Here is a 17,846-nt window from a genome sequence, read left to right as displayed (position 1 = left end):
GCCTGAAGGAGAAAAGCATGCGGACATCAGCGCAGTGGATTGCGGAGGCGGTTTCGGGTCGCCTCGTGGGAAGCGACGTGAGCGTGACCGGAAGTGTGGTGACGGATTCTCGCGAGGCCCAGGCGGGCTCGCTGTACGTCGCCCGGCGGGGCGAGAGCGCCGACGGTCACGCTTTTGTGGCGGGCGCCGTGGCGCGCGGAGCGGTGGCGGTTATCGTCGAGCATGAGGTTGACGAGGCCGTGGCTCAGATCGTCGTGGAGGATTCCACCGAGGCGCTGGGTGCCCTGGCTCGGGCGCACGTGGAGGCGCTGCGCGCGGGCGGTGCGCTGGACGTCATCGCGATGACGGGGTCCGTGGGTAAGACGACCACGAAGGATCTGCTGCTTCAGATCATGAGCGCGGATGGGCCGACGGTGGCTCCCAAGCTGTCGTTTAACAACGAGGTCGGGCTGCCCCTGACCGTCCTGCTGGCCGACGAGAATACTCGTCACCTGGTCCTGGAGATGGGAGCCTCGGGCCCCGGCCACATCACCTACCTCACCGACATCGTCGCCCCGGACGTGGCGATCGAGTTGTGTGTGGGCCACGCTCACGTGGGTGGCTTCGGCGGTTTCGAAGGCGTCGCGGCTGCCAAGGCCGAGCTGATTCGAGGCACGCGCCCCGGCGGCCCCGTTATCTTGAACACCGACGACCCGAATGTCGAGGCGATGGCGCCCCTGGCCTCGGGTGAGGTCATCCGTTTCTCTGCCTCCGGTAACCCGCGAGCCGAGGTGCGCGCGCAGGATGTGAGCGTTGACGCCGCAGATCGAGCATCCTTCACGCTGGTCACGCCCGCTGGCACGGCGCAGGTCTCGTTGAAGATCGTCGGACGTCACCACGTGGCCAACGCGCTGGCGGCAGCGGCGGGCGCCCTGACGCTGGGCGTGGACCTGGCGACCGTTGTCCAGGTGCTCTCGAGTGCGCGAGCGCTGAGCCCCCACCGTATGGACGTCCACGAGCTGGTCATCGACGGGTGCGAGCTGACGGTGATCGACGACTCTTACAACGCGAATCTTGACTCGATGCGTGCGGGGATCGCCGCGCTGTCGTCGATCGGCAAGGGCGGTCGCATGATCGCCGTCCTGGGCGAGATGCTCGAGCTGGGGGAGGACTCCCAGTCGCTGCACGAGCAGGTCGGCGCGATGATCGAGGCCTGCGGTGTGGAGACGCTCATTGGCCTGGGCGCCGACGCCCACTACTATCTGGAAGGAGCCAGCGCGGTTCCCAACCGCCAGGTTGCGTCGGATCCTGCCGACGCGGCCCGCCTGGCTCTGGAATTCGCCGGGGATGGCGCAGTCGTCCTGGTGAAGGGTTCCTTTGGTTCACATTCGTGGCAGGTGGCTGACATCCTGCGGGAGAAGGGAATGACCCGGTGATTGGTCTTATCGCTGCGTTCATCATTGGGATGGCGCTGTCCGTAACGGGTACACCGCTGCTCATCCGTTTCCTGGTGCTGCACCAGTACGGCCAGTTCATCCGCCAGGATGGGCCGACTCAGCACCTGACGAAGCGTGGCACGCCCACGATGGGTGGTGTCGTCATCATCCTGGCGACCGTGATCGCCTGGCTGATTGGCTCGTTCGTCGCGGGGGCGGGGCCCTCGTGGTCGGGCTTCCTGCTGGCCTTCCTCTTCGTGGGCTTGGGAACGATCGGCCTGCTTGACGACGGGATTAAGATCATGCGTCAGCGTTCGCTGGGCTTGCACCCGTCGGGCAAGATCATCGGTCAGGTCGCCGTCGCCTCGCTCTTCGCGGGCGGCACCCTCATCAATCCCAACGAATACAACGAGTATGCCAGCACGCTGGCGATTTCGTTTGCGCGCCCGACCCCGCTGAGTCTCGCCTTCGCGGGCACGGCTATCGGCGTGATCCTCTACCTGATCTGGACGAACCTCATTGTCACGGCGTGGTCGAACGCGACGAACCTGACGGACGGCCTGGACGGCCTGGCCGCGGGCGTGTCGATCTTTGTTTTCGGTGCTTACACCTTCATTGCCTACTTCCAGCGCATCCAGGCGTGTACGCAGCCCGACGTCAACCGGTTGGCTTGCTATCAGACGCGCGACCCGCTCGACCTGGCGATCTTCTGCGCCGCGATCATCGGTGCGCTGGCCGGCTTCCTGTGGTGGAACGCGTCCCCCGCGCAAATCTTCATGGGTGACACGGGTTCCCTGGCACTCGGCGGTGCCGTCGCTGGCCTGTCGATCCTCACCCAGACCCAGCTTCTCGCCATCATCGTCGGCGGCCTGTTCGTCGCCGTCGTCATGTCCGACGTCATCCAGATTAGCGTGTTCAAAGCGACCGGCAAACGAGTCTTCCGAATGGCGCCCCTCCACCATCACTTCGAGTTGCTGGGGTGGAAGGAAGTCACGATCGTCATCCGCTTCTGGCTGATCGCCGCGATTATCGCCGTGGCCGGCGCCGGCGCTTTCTACGCGGAGTGGGTGTCCGCTCGATGAACCGCAGTGCTGCAGTTATCGGCTGGGGTAAGTCCGGCCAGGGAGCCGCCGGTGCTCTGCTCACCCGCGGCTGGGAGGTTAGCGCTTTCGCGGCGAGACCCACGCAGACCCTGTCCTTCGACGACGTTGCGGGCGTGCCCGTCCACGTCGAGGAGGATGCGAACGCTCTGGCGGCCGCGGTGCTCGATGCCCGCCCCGACCTCGTCGTCGTGTCCCCGGGTATCCCCGCGCATCACCCCGTCTTCGCCGCCTGCGCCCAGGCCGGTATCGACCTGTGGGGCGAGGTTGAGCTCGCCTGGCGCCTCCAGGAGGAGGGCCCTCACGCCGGGCGCCCGTGGCTGACGGTGACGGGCACGAACGGCAAGACGACGACCGTTGGCATGCTGGGGGAGATCCTGCGTGCCTCCGGCGTGAAAGCCGAGGAAGTTGGCAACATCGGTACCCCGATCACCCGGGCGATCGACTCCGACGCGGAGGTCTTCGCCGTTGAGCTGTCCAGCTTCCAGCTACACACGGCGCTGACGGTGAGCCCGCTGGCCTCCATCTGCCTGAACGTGGACGCCGATCACCTGGACTGGCATGGCAGCGTCGAGGCCTACGCGGCGGACAAGGCGCGCGTCTACGAGCACACGGTGCGCGCTTGCGTGTACCCCGCCTCGGATCGTCGCGTCGAGGCCATGGTGGAGAACGCGGACGTCGTCGAGGGTGCGCGGGCTATCGGCGTGACCCTCGGTGCGCCGACCGTGTCCCAGTTGGGCATCGTCGAGGGTCTGCTGGTCGATCGCGCGTTCGTTGAGGACCGCCACCGCCATGCCGTCGCGCTTGCCCACATCTCCGATCTGGCCGAGGCGTTCGGCGACCACCCGTCACCCGCGGTCCTGTCGGACGCTCTGGCCGCCGCCGCGCTGGCGCGTGCCTACGGCGTCGAGCCCGAGGCCGTAGAGGCGGGCCTGCGCGCCTTCCGCCCGGCTGGGCACCGCCGTGCCGTCGTCGCCCGCGCAGCCGACCTGACGTGGATCGATGACTCGAAGGCGACCAACGCGCACGCCGCCCGCGCTTCCCTGGCGGGACTGCCTCCTCGCAGCGCCATCTGGATTGTCGGTGGCGACGCCAAGGGTCAGGACTTTGCCGAGCTGATTAGCCAGGTCGAGCCGACCCTGCGCGGCGTCATCGTCATCGGCGAGGACCGCACCACGCTGGTCAAGGAGCTCACCGCCGCCGCCCCCGAGGTTCCCCACGTCGAGGTCGACGGCCACGAGGACTGGATGTTCTCGGTCGTCAACGAGGCCGTGGCTCTGTCGCGTCCGGGCGACACTGTCGTGCTTGCCCCGGCGTGCGCGTCGTGGGATCAGTTCGACAACTACGGCCAGCGCGGCGACGTGTTCGCCGACGCGGTGCGTCGCCTGGCGGCCCAGTGGGGGAGCGCCGGTGGCAACGAATAAGCGCGGCTGGCACGTCCCGACGGTGAGCGTGCCTCGGATCCGTTTCGGGTCGGGGCGCGAGCACGAGGCGAACCCGGTGATGACCTATTTCCTGGTCATCGTCCCGGCGCTCATCCTCTCGTTCTTTGGTCTCGTCATGGGTTTTTCGGCGCAGACCGTCACGTCGATCGCGGAGGGGGAGAACCCCTACACGGCGTACGCGCGCCCGCTGTTCATTATTCTGTCGTCGCTGCTTATCGCCACCGTCGTTCAGCTCATTCCTCAGCGCTGGCTCACGACGATGGCCGCGCCGCTGTTCGTCTTTGCGCTGGTCTTTCAGGCTCTGGTCATCACGCCGCTGGGCCGCTCGGAGGGCGGTAACGCGAACTGGGTGAAGATGGGCCCGATCATGGCGCAGCCGTCGGAGTTTCTCAAGCTCACGCTCGTCGTGTTTTTGGCGTGGATTGTCTCCAAGTCGGCGTCCAAGCGCTCGGATCTGAAGGCGATGAGCATTGCCGTCGCCCTGCCGATTTTGATTGCGCTCGGGGCCGTCATGCTGGGCCGCGACATGGGCACGTCGATGGTCGTGGCCATGGGCGCGCTGGGTGCCGTGTGGGTGGCTGGCTTGCCCAAGCGCTGGTTTGGCGTCCTGCTGACGCTGGCCGTCCCCATTCTCGTGTTCCTCGTGCTCGCTAACCCGACGCGTATTCGTCGAGTCTTGGCTGTTCTTCCGGGCACCGCCAAGGGTCCGAATGAGTCAGCGCCGGAGCAGATTGATCACTCGCTGTGGGCGCTGGGATCGGGTGGCCTGACGGGCCTGGGGCCGGGCGCGTCGCGCGAGAAGTGGAACTACCTGCAGGCCGCGCACACGGACTTCATCTTCGCGATCGTCGGAGAGGAGTTCGGCTTGCTCGGAACCTTCGCGGTGCTGCTGTGCCTGGGTCTGCTCGTGTGGGGCATGTTCCGCGTGGCGCGCGAATCCTCGGAGCTCTTTGTTGTCATTGCCGCCTCGGGTGTTGGCACCTGGATCGGCGTGCAGACGGTCATCAACGTGCTGTCGGTGACGGGGGTGGGCCCGGTCATCGGCGTCCCCCTGCCGCTCGTGTCCTACGGCGGCTCGTCGTTCTTGTTTACGATCACCTCGGTGGCGGTCGTGGCGTCCTTTGCGCGTGCGCGCGCGGGGATGCGGATGATTGGGAGGCCGGACGAGGCCTCGGCTGGTCGCGACCCGCGGGTGGCCCCGCGTAGGCGCGCCGCACGATAAACTGATAGGTCACGCTCGCGTTAAGGAGACGCTTATGGTCAAGGTTGTGATGGCTGGCGGCGGGACCGCCGGCCACGTGAATCCTCTTCTGGCGACGGCCGCGCAGCTGCGCGAGAGCGGCGCCGAGGTCGTCGTGCTGGGCACGAAGGCGGGGTTGGAGGCGGATCTGGTTCCCGCTGCGGGTTTCCCGCTGGTGGAGATTCCCAGGGTCCCGCTGCCCAGGCGCCCCTCGCTGGCCTTCTTCACGCTGCCCTCGCGTTTCTCGGACGCGGTCAAGCGGTGCGCGCAGGCGCTCGACGGTGCGGACGTGCTGGTGGGTTTTGGCGGCTACGTGTCGACCCCGGCCTACATTGCGGCCAAGCGCGCGGGCGTGCCGATCGTTATTCACGAGCAGAACGCGCGTCCGGGCCTGGCCAATAAGGTGGGCGCACGCAACGCCGCGGTGGTCGCCCTGACGTTCCCGTCCTCGCCGCTGGCGGCGCGCTCGGGTCAGACGGTCGTGACCGGGCTGCCGCTGCGGTCGGCGATTGCCGATCTGGCGGAGCGCCGCGCGAGTGCCCGGGGAGCGGGCGCCGCCAGGCGCGAGGCTGCCGAGCGCCTGGGCGTGAACCCCGACGCTCCGACCCTGCTGGTCACCGGCGGGTCGCTGGGCGCGCTCCACGTCAACGAGTCGATGACGGGCGGCGCGGATGCGCTGCCCGAGGGCGCGCAGGTCATTCACCTGACCGGTCGCGGTAAGGACGAGCCGGTGCGCAAGGCGGTTGAGGCCGCTGGCCTGTCGGATCGCTGGCACGTCATCGACTACCTGACGACGATGGAGGACGCGCTGGCCGTCGCGGACCTGGTCGTGTGCCGGTCGGGCGCGGGCACGGTCGCGGAGATGGAGGCCCTGGGCCTTCCCTGCATCTACGTGCCGCTGCCGATCGGCAACGGCGAGCAGCGCCTGAACGCGGCCGATCACGTCGCCGCCGGGGGCGCCCAGCTCATCGACGACAAGGACTTTACCGCCGAGTTCGTGCGCCGCAACGTCTTCCCGTTGCTGGGGTCGACCCGTCTGGCGGACATGGCGGCTGCGTCGCAGTCGCTGGGGCGCGCGGGTGCTGCTCGCGCGCTGGCTGATCTGGCGCTGGCGCAGGTGAAGGAGGGCGGCCATGAGTGAGCCGACGTTGAACGATCGTTTCCATCTGATTGGTATCGGTGGCGCTGGCATGAGCGTCGTCGCGGAGCTGTTGCGCTCGCGCGGGGCGATTGTCGAGGGGTCGGACCGCGAGGATTCGGCCGTGCTGGAGCATCTGCGCGCGGTGGGCGTGGGGACGTTCGTGGGGCACGAGGCCTCCCACGTGGATCCCGAGGCAGTCGTCGTGGTCTCCACGGCGATCCGAGAGGACAACCCCGAGCTGGCGATCGCGCGCGAGCGCGGCCAGCGGGTGATCCACCGCTCCCAGGCCCTGGCGCTTGCCGCGACCGGGATGCGTTTCGTGGGTGTGGCCGGCGCGCACGGCAAGACGTCGACGTCGGGCATGCTGGCGATTGCGCTTGCCGCGTGCGGTCTGGATCCGTCGGTGGCCGTTGGCGGTGTGCTTCCGCAGCTGGGCACGGGCGCGCACCTGGGCGCGGGCGACGTTTTCGTGGCCGAGGCCGACGAGTCGGATGGATCGTTCCTGAACTATTCCCCGGCGATTGAGATTGTCACCAACGTCGAGCCCGACCACCTGGATCGCTACCACTCGCGCGAGGAGTTCGAGCAGATTTTCGTGGAGTTCGCGCGTCGCATGGTGCCGGGCGGGCTGCTGGTGACCTGTGCGGAGGACGAGGGTGCGGTGCGCCTGGCGCAGGCCGCGCGCTCAGAGGGGCTGCGCGTCGTGACCTACGGCCGTGCGCAGCGCTCGCTGGCTGAGCCGGACATCGTCATCTCCGACGTTGCCGTTCATGCCGGCGGTGCGTCGGCGCGCCTGTCGTGGGGCGACCTGAGTGCCGATCTGGTCATGTCCGTGCCCGGTGAGCACAACGTGCTCAACGCGGCGGGCGCGTGGGCTGCCGGCATCGAGTGCGGCCTGGATCCGCAGGCCGTTGCCGACGGACTGGGGCGTTTCACGGGCGCGGCGCGGCGCTTCGAGGCGCGCGGCCAGGTGGGAACTCGCCGCCTCTTCGACGACTATGCGCATCACCCGACCGAGGTGGAGGCCGCGATCCGCGAGGCTCGCGTCGTCGCCGACGGGGGAGAAGTGACGGTCGTGTTCCAGCCGCATCTGTATTCGCGCACACGCATTTTCGCCGAGCGCTTCGCGCACGCGCTGGCGGGCGCCGATCACGTCGTCCTGGCGGGCATCTACGGTGCCCGTGAGGACCCGGAACCCGGCGTCGACTCGACGCTCATTTCCTCGCGCGTACCCGGTGCGTCCTATGTCGAGGACATGCACGAGGCTGCGCGCCTGGCGGCGTCCCTGACGCCCGAGGGCGGCGTGTGCGTGACGATGGGAGCGGGTTCGATCACGCGCTGCGGCGCGGATGTCCTGGACGAGTGGCAGCGGGCTCAGGCATGAGGCCACCGTCCCCGAGGCGTCCGGGGGGCAAGCGCGAGCGGCCAGCCGCGCCTTCGCGCGCCGAGACTCCGACGCGCGATACCGACGAGGCCTCCCCGGCCTCGTCGGAGCAGGCGCGGTCGTCCCGTGGCGAGGGTTCGAGCCGCCGTCGGGGGGCCTCGAAGCGCGAGGCGAGCGAACGCGGTGCCAATCGGCGCAGCACGAGCGAACGCTTCGCTCAGCGCCGGTCGCGCCAGCGCGGGGAGGAGCCAAGCGAGGCGAGCGCTGAGCGCGGCTCTCGGGGGCGCGGTGACGAGTCGTCGTCGGCGCTTGAGCGTCGACGCACGCGCGGAACGGTCGCAACGCCCGTGGGCACGGCCGACGCCGCCACGTTGCTGGGCAGCGTGGAGGCAACGGACCTGGGGGATCGACTGCGTGAGCGAACGCGCGCGCGTCGCATGCTCCTCCTGCGCCGCATCGGGCTGTCCGTTGTCACGGTCGTGGTTGTGACCGCCGTGGGGTGGGTGGCCTTCTTCTCGCCCCTCTTCGCGCTCTCGAGCGCGAACGTCCAGGTCACGGGTCAGGACGGCAGGCTCGTCACGGTCGAGTCGGTGCGCTCGTCGGTGTCCTCTTTCGAGGGGGTGCCGCTGACACGCCTGAACACGGCGGCGGTCGCGCACGCGGTCCTGTCCAACGTGGCCGTCAAGACGGTCACGGTCTCGCGCCGTTGGCCGACGGGCCTGAAAGTGTCCGTGACGATGCGCACGGGCATGGTGGTCGAGGCAGCCGAGGGAGCCTATTGGTTGGTCGACGACCAGGGTGAGCGCTTTGAGCAGGTGGGCGGCGTGGGAGGATACCCGCTTGTCACCCTGCCCGAGGATCGCGCCCGGGGAGCCTCCGACGTCGCCTCCGTTCTGGGGGCGCTGGACGAGTCGACTCGCTCTCAGGTTTCGGCGATTTCCTCGACCGGAAACCAGGTGACTTTCACCCTGCGAGGGGGCCAAACTGTCAAGTGGGGAACCAGCGAGGATGCGCCGCAAAAAGCGCGAGTGCTCGCAACGTTGCTCGCAAATGTGAAGGCAACGACGTACGACGTGTCAGCGCCGAATCATCCTGTGACCAGTTAGGTCTTCTTCTTTGTCCGCGTGTTGGCTTGAAGGATCACGCGCGGACCCCTAATTTCTTTCCGACACGAAGCACATTAAACATCAACCTTCAACTAGAGGTTGAGGGTCTGATGCAAGGGAGACATCCATGGCGACACCGCAAAACCACCTGGCAGTGATCAAGGTCGTCGGCGTCGGCGGCGGCGGAGTTAACGCCGTGAACCGAATGATCGAGGTCGGCCTCAAGGGCGTTGAGTTCATCGCGGTCAACACTGACGCGCAGGCTCTTCTCATGTCCGATGCCGAGACAAAGCTTGACATCGGCCGCGAACTGACGCACGGCCTGGGTGCCGGTGCGGATCCCGCCGTCGGCCGTAAGGCTGCGGAGGACCACATTGACGAAATCGCCGCCGCGCTGGAGGGCGCGGACATGGTCTTCGTGACCGCCGGCGAGGGTGGCGGCACCGGTACGGGCGCGGCCCCCGTCGTGGCCCGCGTGGCCCGCGAGGCAGGCGCGCTGACGGTCGGCGTCGTCACCCGCCCCTTCTCTTTCGAGGGAAACCGCCGCGCGGCGCAGGCCGAGGGCGGCGTGACCACGCTGCGTGAAGAGGTCGACACGCTGATCGTCATCCCGAACGACCGTCTCCTCGAGATCTCCGACGTCTCCATCTCCGTGCTCGACGCTTTCCGTGCTGCCGACCAGGTGCTGCTCTCGGGTGTCCAGGGCATCACCGAGCTGATCACCACCCCGGGCCTGATCAACGTTGACTTCAACGACGTCAAGTCCGTCATGAAGGACGCCGGCTCGGCCCTCATGGGCATCGGCGCGGCCACCGGCGAGGATCGCGCGCTGCGCGCGGTCGAGAGTGCGATTTCCTCCCCGCTGCTCGAGGCCTCGATCGACGGCGCCCACGGCGTGCTCATGTTCTTCCAGGGTGGCTCCGATGTCTCCCTCCAGGAGGTTTTCGCCTCCTCGCAGCTCGTGCGCGAGGCCGTCCACCCCGAGGCGAACATCATCTTCGGTGTTGTCGTCGACGATACCCTCGGCGACGAAATTCGTGTCACGGTCATCGCGGCCGGTTTCGACGATGTCGCGGAGGTGGCCCCGGTGCGTCCCGCCGCTGCCTCTCGCGTCTCCGCGCCCGTCGCTCAGAAGCGTTCGTCGGCTCCCGAAGCCAAGGCTCCCGAGACCTCGCGTATCACCCAGCTGCCCACGCGTCGCCCGCAGCACCGACTGAACGTGGCCGCGCCCGTGCGCGAGGCTGCTCCGGCCGCCGTGGAGACTCCCGCCGCCGTGGAGTACGAGGAGAACGAGTCCGACCACTCCTTCGAGGTGCCCCGCATCTACCCCGAGGCCCCCGAAAAGGAAGAGCTGGACATCCCGCCCTTCCTGCGCTGATGACAACGCAGCTTCTTGCCGGTGCCCGGGTCCACCTCACCGAGGTGGACCCGGGCACCGGTGCGCTATGCGGCAACGTGGGCCTACACGTCGGCGACCGCGAGGAACTCGTTCGTGGCAGGCGTCGCGCGCTCGCCGATCTGCTCGGCAGGGACGTCGTCTGGATGAACCAGACGCACTCGACCGTCGTCGAGGTGATCGCCCGCGGCGAGCAGGGGCCTGTGCTGGCTCGTTCCGGTGTTGCGCTGGGGCGTCCCGCGACGGGGGAGTGGGGCCCGGTGGAGGCCGACGGTGTCGTCATCGACGCGCGCGAGTGGCGAGGCGGGCCCGCGCTGGCCGTACAGACCGCCGACTGCTTGCCCGTCGTTTTATCGGCTGCCGACGGGCGTGTCGTCGCCGCCGTCCACGCCGGTCGGCGCGGCCTCCTCGGGGGGATTCTGTCAGAGGCGGTGGCTGCTCTTCGTGCACGCACCGATGGGCCGATCGAAGCCCTTATCGGCCCCGCGATCTGCGGGAGCTGCTACGAGGTGCCCGAGCAGATGGCCTCTGAGAGTGAGTCGTCCATGCCCGGAATTCGCACGCGCACCTCGTGGGGAACGCCCTCCCTCGATCTGCCGGCGGCAGCGGCAGCTTCGTTGAGCGCCCTCGGCGTGCGTGTTGTGACAGACCCGCGCTGCACCCTCGAGGACCAAGCCCTTTTCTCGTATCGCCGCGATTCTGGCTGTGGGCGTCAAGCGCTCGTCATCGTTCCCGTCTAACCGATACGTCGCACCTGCGAAGGTGAGCGAGAATCGCAGTGCTGTCACTGCTTTGCGCCCCGCGGGGCATGCGTGTCTTCCCTTATTGGTGCCCTCCTCGCGACGCGCCGAGCGCCCTGCAGCGCGCAACCGTCAAGCGCCTGTAGCTTGTGGCTATGCATCGGCAGAAGGAGGAATGATGAGCGATTCGTTCGGTGCACGAGCACGTAAGTTCATGGGCTGGGTCTCGCCCGAGGAGCCCATCGACCAGTTTGATCAATTCGAGGACTTCGAAGAGGTCGACGAAGTGGAAGAGGTGGCTCCAGTGGCCGATATCACTCCCGTTTCCCGTCCGACGCTGACCGCCATCCGGCGCGAAGAACCCTCCGAGGATCTCACTCGCATCGTGACGATCCACCCCACCGCCTACTCCGACGCCGTCACCATCGGCGAGGCCTTCCGCGATGGCACCCCTGTCATCATCAACCTCACCGATATGGGTGAGGAGGAGGCCCGTCGCCTCGTGGACTTCGCCGCCGGCTTGACTTTCGGCCTTCGCGGCGTCATCGAGCGCGTCACGGCGCGCGTGTTCCTGCTCTCCCCGGCTTCGGTTGAGGTCACCGGCGACAGCGCTTCCTCGGCTCGCCGCGGCTCTCTCTACAACCAGGGCTGAGTTCACCCGTGATCGTCGTGAACTGGGTTGCGTGGGGGCTGAACGTCCTCATCAACCTCTACATGCTGGCGCTCTTCGTGCGCGTCATTGTGGACTGGGTCCAATTTTTCGTGCGCGGATGGCGCCCGCGTGGCCCCTTCCTGGTTGTGGCAAACCTTCTCTACTCCCTGACCGACCCGCCGATCCGCTGGTTGAGGCGCTTCGTTCCGCCCCTGCGCCTGGGCGGCGGAATGGCGATCGATGTCGGTTTTATGCTGTTGTTCCTGGTTCTCATTGTTGCGCAGCGGTTGGTTAACGTTCTCTTTTTTATTAGCCAATAGGCATTAAATTTCGGCATGAGAGGTCGCACATAAACGACACTCCAGCCGTGATGAATGTTGCTAGTGTGACAATATCAGTTATTATTTTTGTGACGTGATAGCGGGCGGCCTTCCCGGTCGTCCAGGCGTGCGGGATCCGCGCGTCCAATCGAAACGACCGAGAGGCGAAGAAATGGCCCTGCTCACCACCGAGGATGTGCTCAACAAGAAGTTCCAGTACGTCAAGTTCCGCGAGGGATACGACCAGGACGAAGTTGATGAGTTCCTTGACGAGGTAGTCTCCACCATCTACTCCCTGCAGATGGAAAACCAGGAACTCAAGGAGAAGCTGGAGGCCGCCGAGCGTCGCGTGGCCGAGCTGTCCAACTCCGAGTTCACCCCCTCCGAGACCCCCGCCCCCGCGGTTGTCGAGACCCCCGCCCCCGCGGCGCCGGTCTTGTCCAGCCCCCAGGATGCGGAGTCTGCCACCTCGATGCTGGCCCTCGCCCAGCGCGTCCACGACGAGTACGTGCGCGACGGCGAAGAGCAGAGCGCGAAGATCATCGCCGAGGCCAACGCCCAGCGCGAGTCGATCATCGCCGACGCCCAGAAGCAGAAGGACTCCGTTCTCAACCAGCTCGAGCAGGAGCGCGAGCTGCTTGAGAACAAGATCAACGGCCTGCGTACCTTCGAGTCCGAGTACCGGACCAACCTGCGCACCCACCTCGAGTCCCTCCTCAACGAGGTCGGCAACGGCGAGAACTGATCGCATATCTCTTTCCCGGCGGCGGTGCACCCTGCGGTGCGCCGCCGCCGGTCCTTTAAGATAGGGAACCATGGCTGACTCAACTCGTTCGCTCATCACACGCACGACGTGGATCTGGGCCGTCGTCTTGGCGGTGGTCGCGGTCGTCTCGGACCAAGCCTCGAAGGCGTGGGCGCGCGGCGCTCTCGTCGGCGACATTGAGCGCCCCATTGTGGGCGAGCTGTTGTCGCTGCGGCTTGTGCACAATTCGGGCGCTGCCTTCTCCTTCGGAGCGGACAGGACATGGGTCCTGACCGTCTTCACGCTCATCATCATGTGCTTCCTCGCTGTGCTTGCGATTCGAGTCCGTAGGCCTTTCTCGCTTCTGGCGATCGCAACGCTCATGGGCGGCGCGGTCGGCAACCTCATCGACAGGCTGACCGCGGATCCCGGCTTCGGCGTTGGTCACGTTACCGACTTCATCGCCTATGGCACGTGGTTCGTCGGAAATGTCGCGGATATCTGGATTGTGCTGGGTGCCGCTTTGCTGGCAGTTGCGCTGGGGCGCGAGCCCCGAGAGGAGAAGGGCAAGTGAGCTCGCGTATGCTCCCCGTGCCCGACGCTCTGGTGGGCGAACGGGTGGATGCCGCACTGGCCCGTATGCTCGGCCTGTCGCGCTCGCGCTGCGCGGAGCTGGCAGGGGAGGGGCACGTCCTCATCAACGGTGTCGCGGCCGGAAAGTCGGAGCGTCTGGGCGCTCTCGACATTATCGAGGTCACGATCCCCGAACCGGAGACCAAGCCGACGCCGGTCACCGACATGGCGATCCTGTACGACGATGAGGACATTGTCGTCGTCGACAAGCCGGTTGGTGTCGCCGCACATACGGGTCCGGGGTGGGAGGGCCCCACGGTCCTGGGAAACCTCGAGGCCGCGGGTTACCGCATCACCACCTACGGGCCGCCCGAGCGCCAGGGCATCGTCCACCGCCTCGACGTGGGAACCTCGGGTGCGATGATGGTCGCCAAGTCCGAGCTGGCTTACACGGTCATGAAGCGCGCCTTCAAGGAACGCACGATCGACAAGATTTACCACGCCGTCGTCGCTGGGCATCTCGACCCAGCCTCGGGCACCATCGATGCCCCCATCGGGCGCCACCCTTCGCGAGAGTGGCGCATGGCGGTGATCGACGGCGGCAAGCACGCCGTGACCCACTACGACACCCTCGAGCTCATGGCGGGCGCCCAGCTCACCGAGGTACACCTGGAGACGGGACGCACTCACCAGATTCGCGTCCACATGGCCGCCGTTGGCCACCCCTGCGTGGGCGACACCTTCTACGGCGCCGACCCCACGCAGGCCGAGCGTCTGGGGCTCACCCGCCAGTGGCTGCACGCCGTGCGCCTGGGCTTTGCTCACCCGCGCACGGGTATGCCGATGAGCGTGTCCAGCCCCTACCCGCCCGACCTGGCCGCCGCCCTCGAGGAGCTGCGCCACCCCCGCGCCTGACCCGCCAGCCCCGCCCCGGCCTCGTCGATGATGAAGCCGTGAGATGAACGACCGCCGGGGGTGGGAGTTGCGCGGCCCGGCGCGCGCCCCGGACAGTAGAATCGACGCATGGCTGATTCCTTCGTGCACCTTCACAACCACTCCGAGTATTCGATGCTCGACGGAGCGGCGAAGACGAAAGCGATGGCGGAGGAGGCCGCGCGCCTCGGGCAGCCCGCGATCGGCCTGACGGATCACGGGTATCTGTTCGGTGCCTTCGACTTCTACACGAACTGCAAGAACGCGGGAGTTAAGCCGATCATCGGCCTGGAGGCGTACGTGACGCCGGGGACCTCGCGCTTCGATCGCCAGAAGGTCCTGTGGGGTGAGCCGTGGCAGCGCGCCGACGACGTGAGCGCCGGCGGTTCCTACAACCACCTCACCCTGGTCGCCTACAACACGACGGGCATGCACAACCTCTTCCGCCTGGGGTCCTATGCGTCGACGGACGGCCAGTTCGGCAAGTGGCCTCGCGCAGACAAGGAGCTGCTCAGCCAGTTCCATGAGGGCCTCATCGTGTTCACGGGCTGCCCCTCGGGCGCCGTGCAGACGCGCCTGCGCCTGGGGCAGTGGGACGAGGCCGTGGCTGAGGCCGCGGAGCTGCGCGACATTTTCGGGGCGGAGAACTTCTACGTCGAGGTCATGGACCACGGCATCGACATCGAGCGGCGCACCCACCAGCAGGTCCTCGAGATTGCCAAGCTCATGAACGCGCCCCTCGTTGCCACCAACGACGCGCACTACGTCAAGCGCGAGGACCGCAAGATCCAGGACGCGCTCCTGTGCATCAACTCGGGCTCGCGCATCAATGACCCTGATCGCTTCAAGTTTGACGGCGACGGCTACTACATCCGTTCCTCGGACGAGATGCGTGCGCTGTGGAGCGAGCTGCCCGGCGCCTGCGACTCGACCCTCGAGATCGCCGAGCGCTGCGACGTGCACTTCACGACCACGAAGGAGGGCGCCAACTACATGCCCGACTTCCCGGTGCCCGAGGGCGAAGACAAGACCTCGTGGTTCATCAAGGAGGTCGAGCGAGGCCTGCGCGACCGCTTCCCGAACGGCATCCCCGACGACGTGCGCAAGCAGGCCCAGTACGAGGAAGACGTCATCATCAAGATGGGCTTCCCCGGCTACTTCCTCACGGTCGCCGACTACATCAACTGGGCGAAGTCCCAGGGCATCCGCGTGGGACCGGGCCGTGGCTCGGGCGCGGGCTCGATGGTGGCCTACGCCCTGAAGATCACCGAGCTCAACCCCCTCGAGCACGGCCTGATTTTCGAGCGATTCCTCAACCCCGAACGAATCTCGATGCCCGACTTCGACGTCGACTTCGACGAACGCAGGCGCGACGAGGTCATTGCCTACGTCAAGCGCAAGTACGGCGAGGACCGCATCAGCCAGGTCGTCACCTACGGCACGATTAAGACCAAGCAGGCCCTGAAGGACTCCGCTCGTATCCTCGGCAAGGACTTCAAGGTCGGTGAGCAGCTCACCAAGGCGCTGCCCCCGGCGATCATGGGCAAGGACATCACGGTCCACGGCATCTTCGACGAGAAGGACAAACGCTACGCCGAGGCCACGGAGTTCCGTAAGTTCTACGAGGAGAACCCCGACACGCACGAGGTCGTCCAGTATGCGCTCGGCCTGGAGGGCCTGACGCGACAGTGGGGCGTGCACGCCTGCGCGGTCATCATGAGCTCCCACACGCTCACCGACATCATCCCGGTCATGAAGCGCCCGCAGGACGGTGCGATCATCACGCAGTTCGATTACCCGACGTGTGAGACGTTGGGCCTGCTCAAGATGGACTTCCTGGGCCTGCGTAACCTCACGGTCGTGTCCGACGCGCTTGAGAACATCGCGCTCAACGGTAAGCCGGACCCGGACCTCGATCACCTGACCTTCGACGATAAGAAGACCTACGAGCTGTTGGGACGCGGCGAGACCCTCGGCGTGTTCCAGCTCGATGGCGGCGGCATGCGCGACCTCCTCAAGCTCATGAAGCCCGACAACTTCGAAGACATCTCGGCCGTGGGCGCCCTGTACCGTCCGGGTCCGATGGGCGCGAACTCGCACACGAACTATGCGCTGCGTAAGAACGGGCGTCAGGAGATCACGCCCATCCACCCGGAGCTCGCCGAGCCGCTTGCGGACATCCTGGGCACGACCTTCGGCCTGATCGTGTATCAGGAGCAGGTCATGCAGATCGCCCAGAAGCTGGCGGGCTACTCGCTGGGTCAGGCAGATATTCTGCGTAAGGCCATGGGTAAGAAGAAGAAGGAGGTCTTGGACCAGCAGTTCAAGGGCTTCCGCCAGGGCATGGTGGACAACGGCTATTCCGAGGAGTCAATCAAGGCCCTGTGGGACGTCGTCGTTCCCTTCTCCGCGTACGCCTTCAACAAGGCGCACTCGGCGGCCTACGGCCTCGTCTCCTACTGGACGGCCTTCCTCAAGGCGAATTACCCGACGGAGTACATGGCTGCCCTGCTGACCTCGACGAAGGACAACAAGGACCGCCGCGCCCTGTACCTGGCGGAGTGCCGCCACATGGACATCACGGTGTTGCCCCCGGACGTGAATGCGTCGATGGGCAACTTTGCGCCTGACGGCGAGGCGATCCGCTTTGGTCTGAACGCCATCCAGAACGTGGGCGGCCCGGTTGTCGATGCCATCGTGGAAACCCGTGCCGACAAGGGGCGGTTCGCCTCGTTCCAGGACTTCTTGGACAAGGTCCCGCAGGTGGTGTGCAACAAGCGCACGATCCAGTCCCTGATCCGAGCCGGCGCGTTCGACTCGATGGGGCACACGCGCCGCGCCCTTCTCGCGCGCTGCGACGAGGCCGTGGACGCGATCATCGACGTCAAGCGCAACGAGGCCATCGGACAGTTCGACCTGTTCGGTGCCTTGGGCGAGGACGACGACTCCGGCTCGGGCCTGACGATCGACATTCCGGACCTGCCTGAGTTTGATCGCAAGACGAAGCTGGCGGCGGAGCGAGAGATGCTGGGCCTGTACGTCTCCGACCACCCGCTGCGCGGCGTGGAGGCGGCGCTGGCCCGCCACCAGGACTACGAGATCGCGCAGGTCGTGGGCTCGGAGGGCGCGATGGCGGATCGCATCGTCAAGATCGCGGGCTTGGTCTCGGGCGTGACGACGAAGGTGACGAAGCAGGGTAATGCGTGGGCTATTGCGACGATCGAGGACCTGTCGGGCTCGGTGGACGTGCTCTTCTTCCCGCGCTCGTATGAGTCGATTCAGACCTACCTCGCGCAGGACATCATCGTCCAGATCGAAGGAAAGGTGAACGTGCGCGAGGAGGGCATGACCATCTACGGTCAGTCGATGACCCTCCTGGATCTGTCGGGCGGTGCGGACCTGCCCCTCGACCTGCGCCTGCCGGCTGCCAGGTGCACGCCCGAGCTCCTGACTGACCTGCGCGCGGTCCTCGAGTCCTACCCGGGTGGGTCCCCGGTGCGCCTGCACCTGACGGAGCCGGGACGCACGACGGTCGTCGAGCTGGATCCGAAGCTGCGCGTCGAGCAAACGAGCGCCTTCTTCAGCCACATTAAGGCTGTCGTCGGCGCGGGCGGGGTCGTGACCTCATCCTGAGACGACGAGCCGGGCCCCGGTGG

At 66.8% G+C, this 17,846-nt stretch carries 15 protein-coding genes; all 15 read left to right on the top strand.

Going from position 1 to position 17,846, the window contains the following annotated elements:
• Positions 1-17 precede the first annotated feature (17 nt).
• The 15 genes from murF (at position 18) to dnaE (ending at position 17,823) form a co-directional block, all read left to right on the top strand.
• Positions 18-1,415: a UDP-N-acetylmuramoyl-tripeptide--D-alanyl-D-alanine ligase gene (gene murF, locus O3669_RS02860; RefSeq protein WP_371523571.1), complete on the top strand. Its 1,398-nt coding sequence runs from the start codon at positions 18-20 to the stop codon at positions 1,413-1,415.
• Positions 1,412-2,497: a phospho-N-acetylmuramoyl-pentapeptide-transferase gene (gene mraY / locus O3669_RS02855; RefSeq protein WP_295966676.1), complete on the top strand. Its 1,086-nt coding sequence runs from the start codon at positions 1,412-1,414 to the stop codon at positions 2,495-2,497. Before murF ends, mraY begins: the two co-directional genes overlap by 4 nt.
• Positions 2,494-3,939: a UDP-N-acetylmuramoyl-L-alanine--D-glutamate ligase gene (gene murD, locus O3669_RS02850; protein ID WP_371523570.1), complete on the top strand. Its 1,446-nt coding sequence runs from the start codon at positions 2,494-2,496 to the stop codon at positions 3,937-3,939. The genes mraY and murD overlap by 4 nt, the downstream gene beginning before the upstream one ends.
• On the top strand, positions 3,926-5,182 hold the full coding sequence (locus tag O3669_RS02845) for an FtsW/RodA/SpoVE family cell cycle protein (RefSeq protein ID WP_371523569.1): 1,257 nt from the start codon (positions 3,926-3,928) through the stop codon (positions 5,180-5,182). Before murD ends, O3669_RS02845 begins: the two co-directional genes overlap by 14 nt.
• Positions 5,183-5,216: 34 nt before the next feature.
• Positions 5,217-6,341 (top strand): undecaprenyldiphospho-muramoylpentapeptide beta-N-acetylglucosaminyltransferase, encoded by a 1,125-nt coding sequence (gene murG, locus O3669_RS02840; protein WP_371523567.1) that lies wholly within the window; start codon positions 5,217-5,219, stop codon positions 6,339-6,341.
• Positions 6,334-7,725, top strand: coding sequence for a UDP-N-acetylmuramate--L-alanine ligase (gene murC, locus O3669_RS02835; RefSeq protein ID WP_371523566.1), 1,392 nt, complete (start codon positions 6,334-6,336; stop codon positions 7,723-7,725). Before murG ends, murC begins: the two co-directional genes overlap by 8 nt.
• Positions 7,722-8,831, top strand: a complete 1,110-nt coding sequence (locus tag O3669_RS02830; protein WP_371523565.1) for a cell division protein FtsQ/DivIB — start codon at positions 7,722-7,724, stop codon at positions 8,829-8,831. Before murC ends, O3669_RS02830 begins: the two co-directional genes overlap by 4 nt.
• A 127-nt stretch (positions 8,832-8,958) precedes the next feature.
• Complete coding sequence (gene ftsZ, locus O3669_RS02825; RefSeq protein WP_371523563.1) at positions 8,959-10,209, top strand: cell division protein FtsZ; 1,251 nt, start codon at positions 8,959-8,961, stop codon at positions 10,207-10,209.
• On the top strand, positions 10,209-10,967 hold the full coding sequence (locus O3669_RS02820; protein ID WP_371523562.1) for a polyphenol oxidase family protein: 759 nt from the start codon (positions 10,209-10,211) through the stop codon (positions 10,965-10,967). Before ftsZ ends, O3669_RS02820 begins: the two co-directional genes overlap by 1 nt.
• Positions 10,968-11,145: 178 nt before the next feature.
• Entirely contained in the window at positions 11,146-11,619 is a 474-nt protein-coding gene (locus O3669_RS02815) for a cell division protein SepF (protein ID WP_314769114.1), read from the top strand.
• An 8-nt stretch (positions 11,620-11,627) separates the two neighbouring features.
• Positions 11,628-11,939 carry a YggT family protein gene (locus tag O3669_RS02810; protein ID WP_371523560.1) on the top strand — a complete coding sequence of 104 codons (312 nt, stop codon included), beginning with the start codon at positions 11,628-11,630 and terminating at the stop codon, positions 11,937-11,939.
• 172 nt (positions 11,940-12,111) lie between these two features.
• The gene (locus tag O3669_RS02805; RefSeq protein ID WP_371523558.1) at positions 12,112-12,684 is read left to right on the top strand and encodes a DivIVA domain-containing protein; all 573 of its coding nucleotides are present in this window, start codon (positions 12,112-12,114) and stop codon (positions 12,682-12,684) included.
• A gap of 70 nt (positions 12,685-12,754) precedes the next feature.
• Positions 12,755-13,258: a signal peptidase II gene (lspA, locus tag O3669_RS02800; RefSeq protein WP_371523557.1), complete on the top strand. Its 504-nt coding sequence runs from the start codon at positions 12,755-12,757 to the stop codon at positions 13,256-13,258.
• Positions 13,259-13,266: 8 nt separating this feature from the next.
• Positions 13,267-14,172 (top strand): RluA family pseudouridine synthase, encoded by a 906-nt coding sequence (locus tag O3669_RS02795; RefSeq protein WP_371523600.1) that lies wholly within the window; start codon positions 13,267-13,269, stop codon positions 14,170-14,172.
• A gap of 108 nt (positions 14,173-14,280) precedes the next feature.
• Positions 14,281-17,823, top strand: a complete 3,543-nt coding sequence (dnaE, locus tag O3669_RS02790; RefSeq protein ID WP_371523556.1) for a DNA polymerase III subunit alpha — start codon at positions 14,281-14,283, stop codon at positions 17,821-17,823.
• The last annotated feature ends 23 nt before the right edge of the window (positions 17,824-17,846 follow it).

This window comes from Pauljensenia sp. 20925_1_34, from assembly GCF_041432775.1.
In the GTDB taxonomy this organism is placed as follows: Bacteria; Actinomycetota; Actinomycetes; order Actinomycetales; family Actinomycetaceae; genus Pauljensenia.
This window is presented reverse-complemented; position numbering and strand designations above follow the sequence as displayed.

What these genes read in the sequence shown, in the direction of transcription:
- murF (WP_371523571.1), top strand. Translation starts at nt 18, where the DNA reads ATGCGGACATCAGCGCAGTGGATTGCGGAGGCGGTTTCGGGTCGCCTC.
- murD (WP_371523570.1), top strand. Translation starts at nt 2,494, where the DNA reads ATGAACCGCAGTGCTGCAGTTATCGGCTGGGGTAAGTCCGGCCAGGGA.
- murG (WP_371523567.1), top strand. Translation starts at nt 5,217, where the DNA reads ATGGTCAAGGTTGTGATGGCTGGCGGCGGGACCGCCGGCCACGTGAAT.
- murC (WP_371523566.1), top strand. Translation starts at nt 6,334, where the DNA reads ATGAGTGAGCCGACGTTGAACGATCGTTTCCATCTGATTGGTATCGGT.
- O3669_RS02830 (WP_371523565.1), top strand. Translation starts at nt 7,722, where the DNA reads ATGAGGCCACCGTCCCCGAGGCGTCCGGGGGGCAAGCGCGAGCGGCCA.
- ftsZ (WP_371523563.1), top strand. Translation starts at nt 8,959, where the DNA reads ATGGCGACACCGCAAAACCACCTGGCAGTGATCAAGGTCGTCGGCGTC.
- O3669_RS02820 (WP_371523562.1), top strand. Translation starts at nt 10,209, where the DNA reads ATGACAACGCAGCTTCTTGCCGGTGCCCGGGTCCACCTCACCGAGGTG.
- O3669_RS02815 (WP_314769114.1), top strand. Translation starts at nt 11,146, where the DNA reads ATGAGCGATTCGTTCGGTGCACGAGCACGTAAGTTCATGGGCTGGGTC.
- O3669_RS02805 (WP_371523558.1), top strand. Translation starts at nt 12,112, where the DNA reads ATGGCCCTGCTCACCACCGAGGATGTGCTCAACAAGAAGTTCCAGTAC.
- lspA (WP_371523557.1), top strand. Translation starts at nt 12,755, where the DNA reads ATGGCTGACTCAACTCGTTCGCTCATCACACGCACGACGTGGATCTGG.
- O3669_RS02795 (WP_371523600.1), top strand. Translation starts at nt 13,267, where the DNA reads ATGCTCCCCGTGCCCGACGCTCTGGTGGGCGAACGGGTGGATGCCGCA.
- dnaE (WP_371523556.1), top strand. Translation starts at nt 14,281, where the DNA reads ATGGCTGATTCCTTCGTGCACCTTCACAACCACTCCGAGTATTCGATG.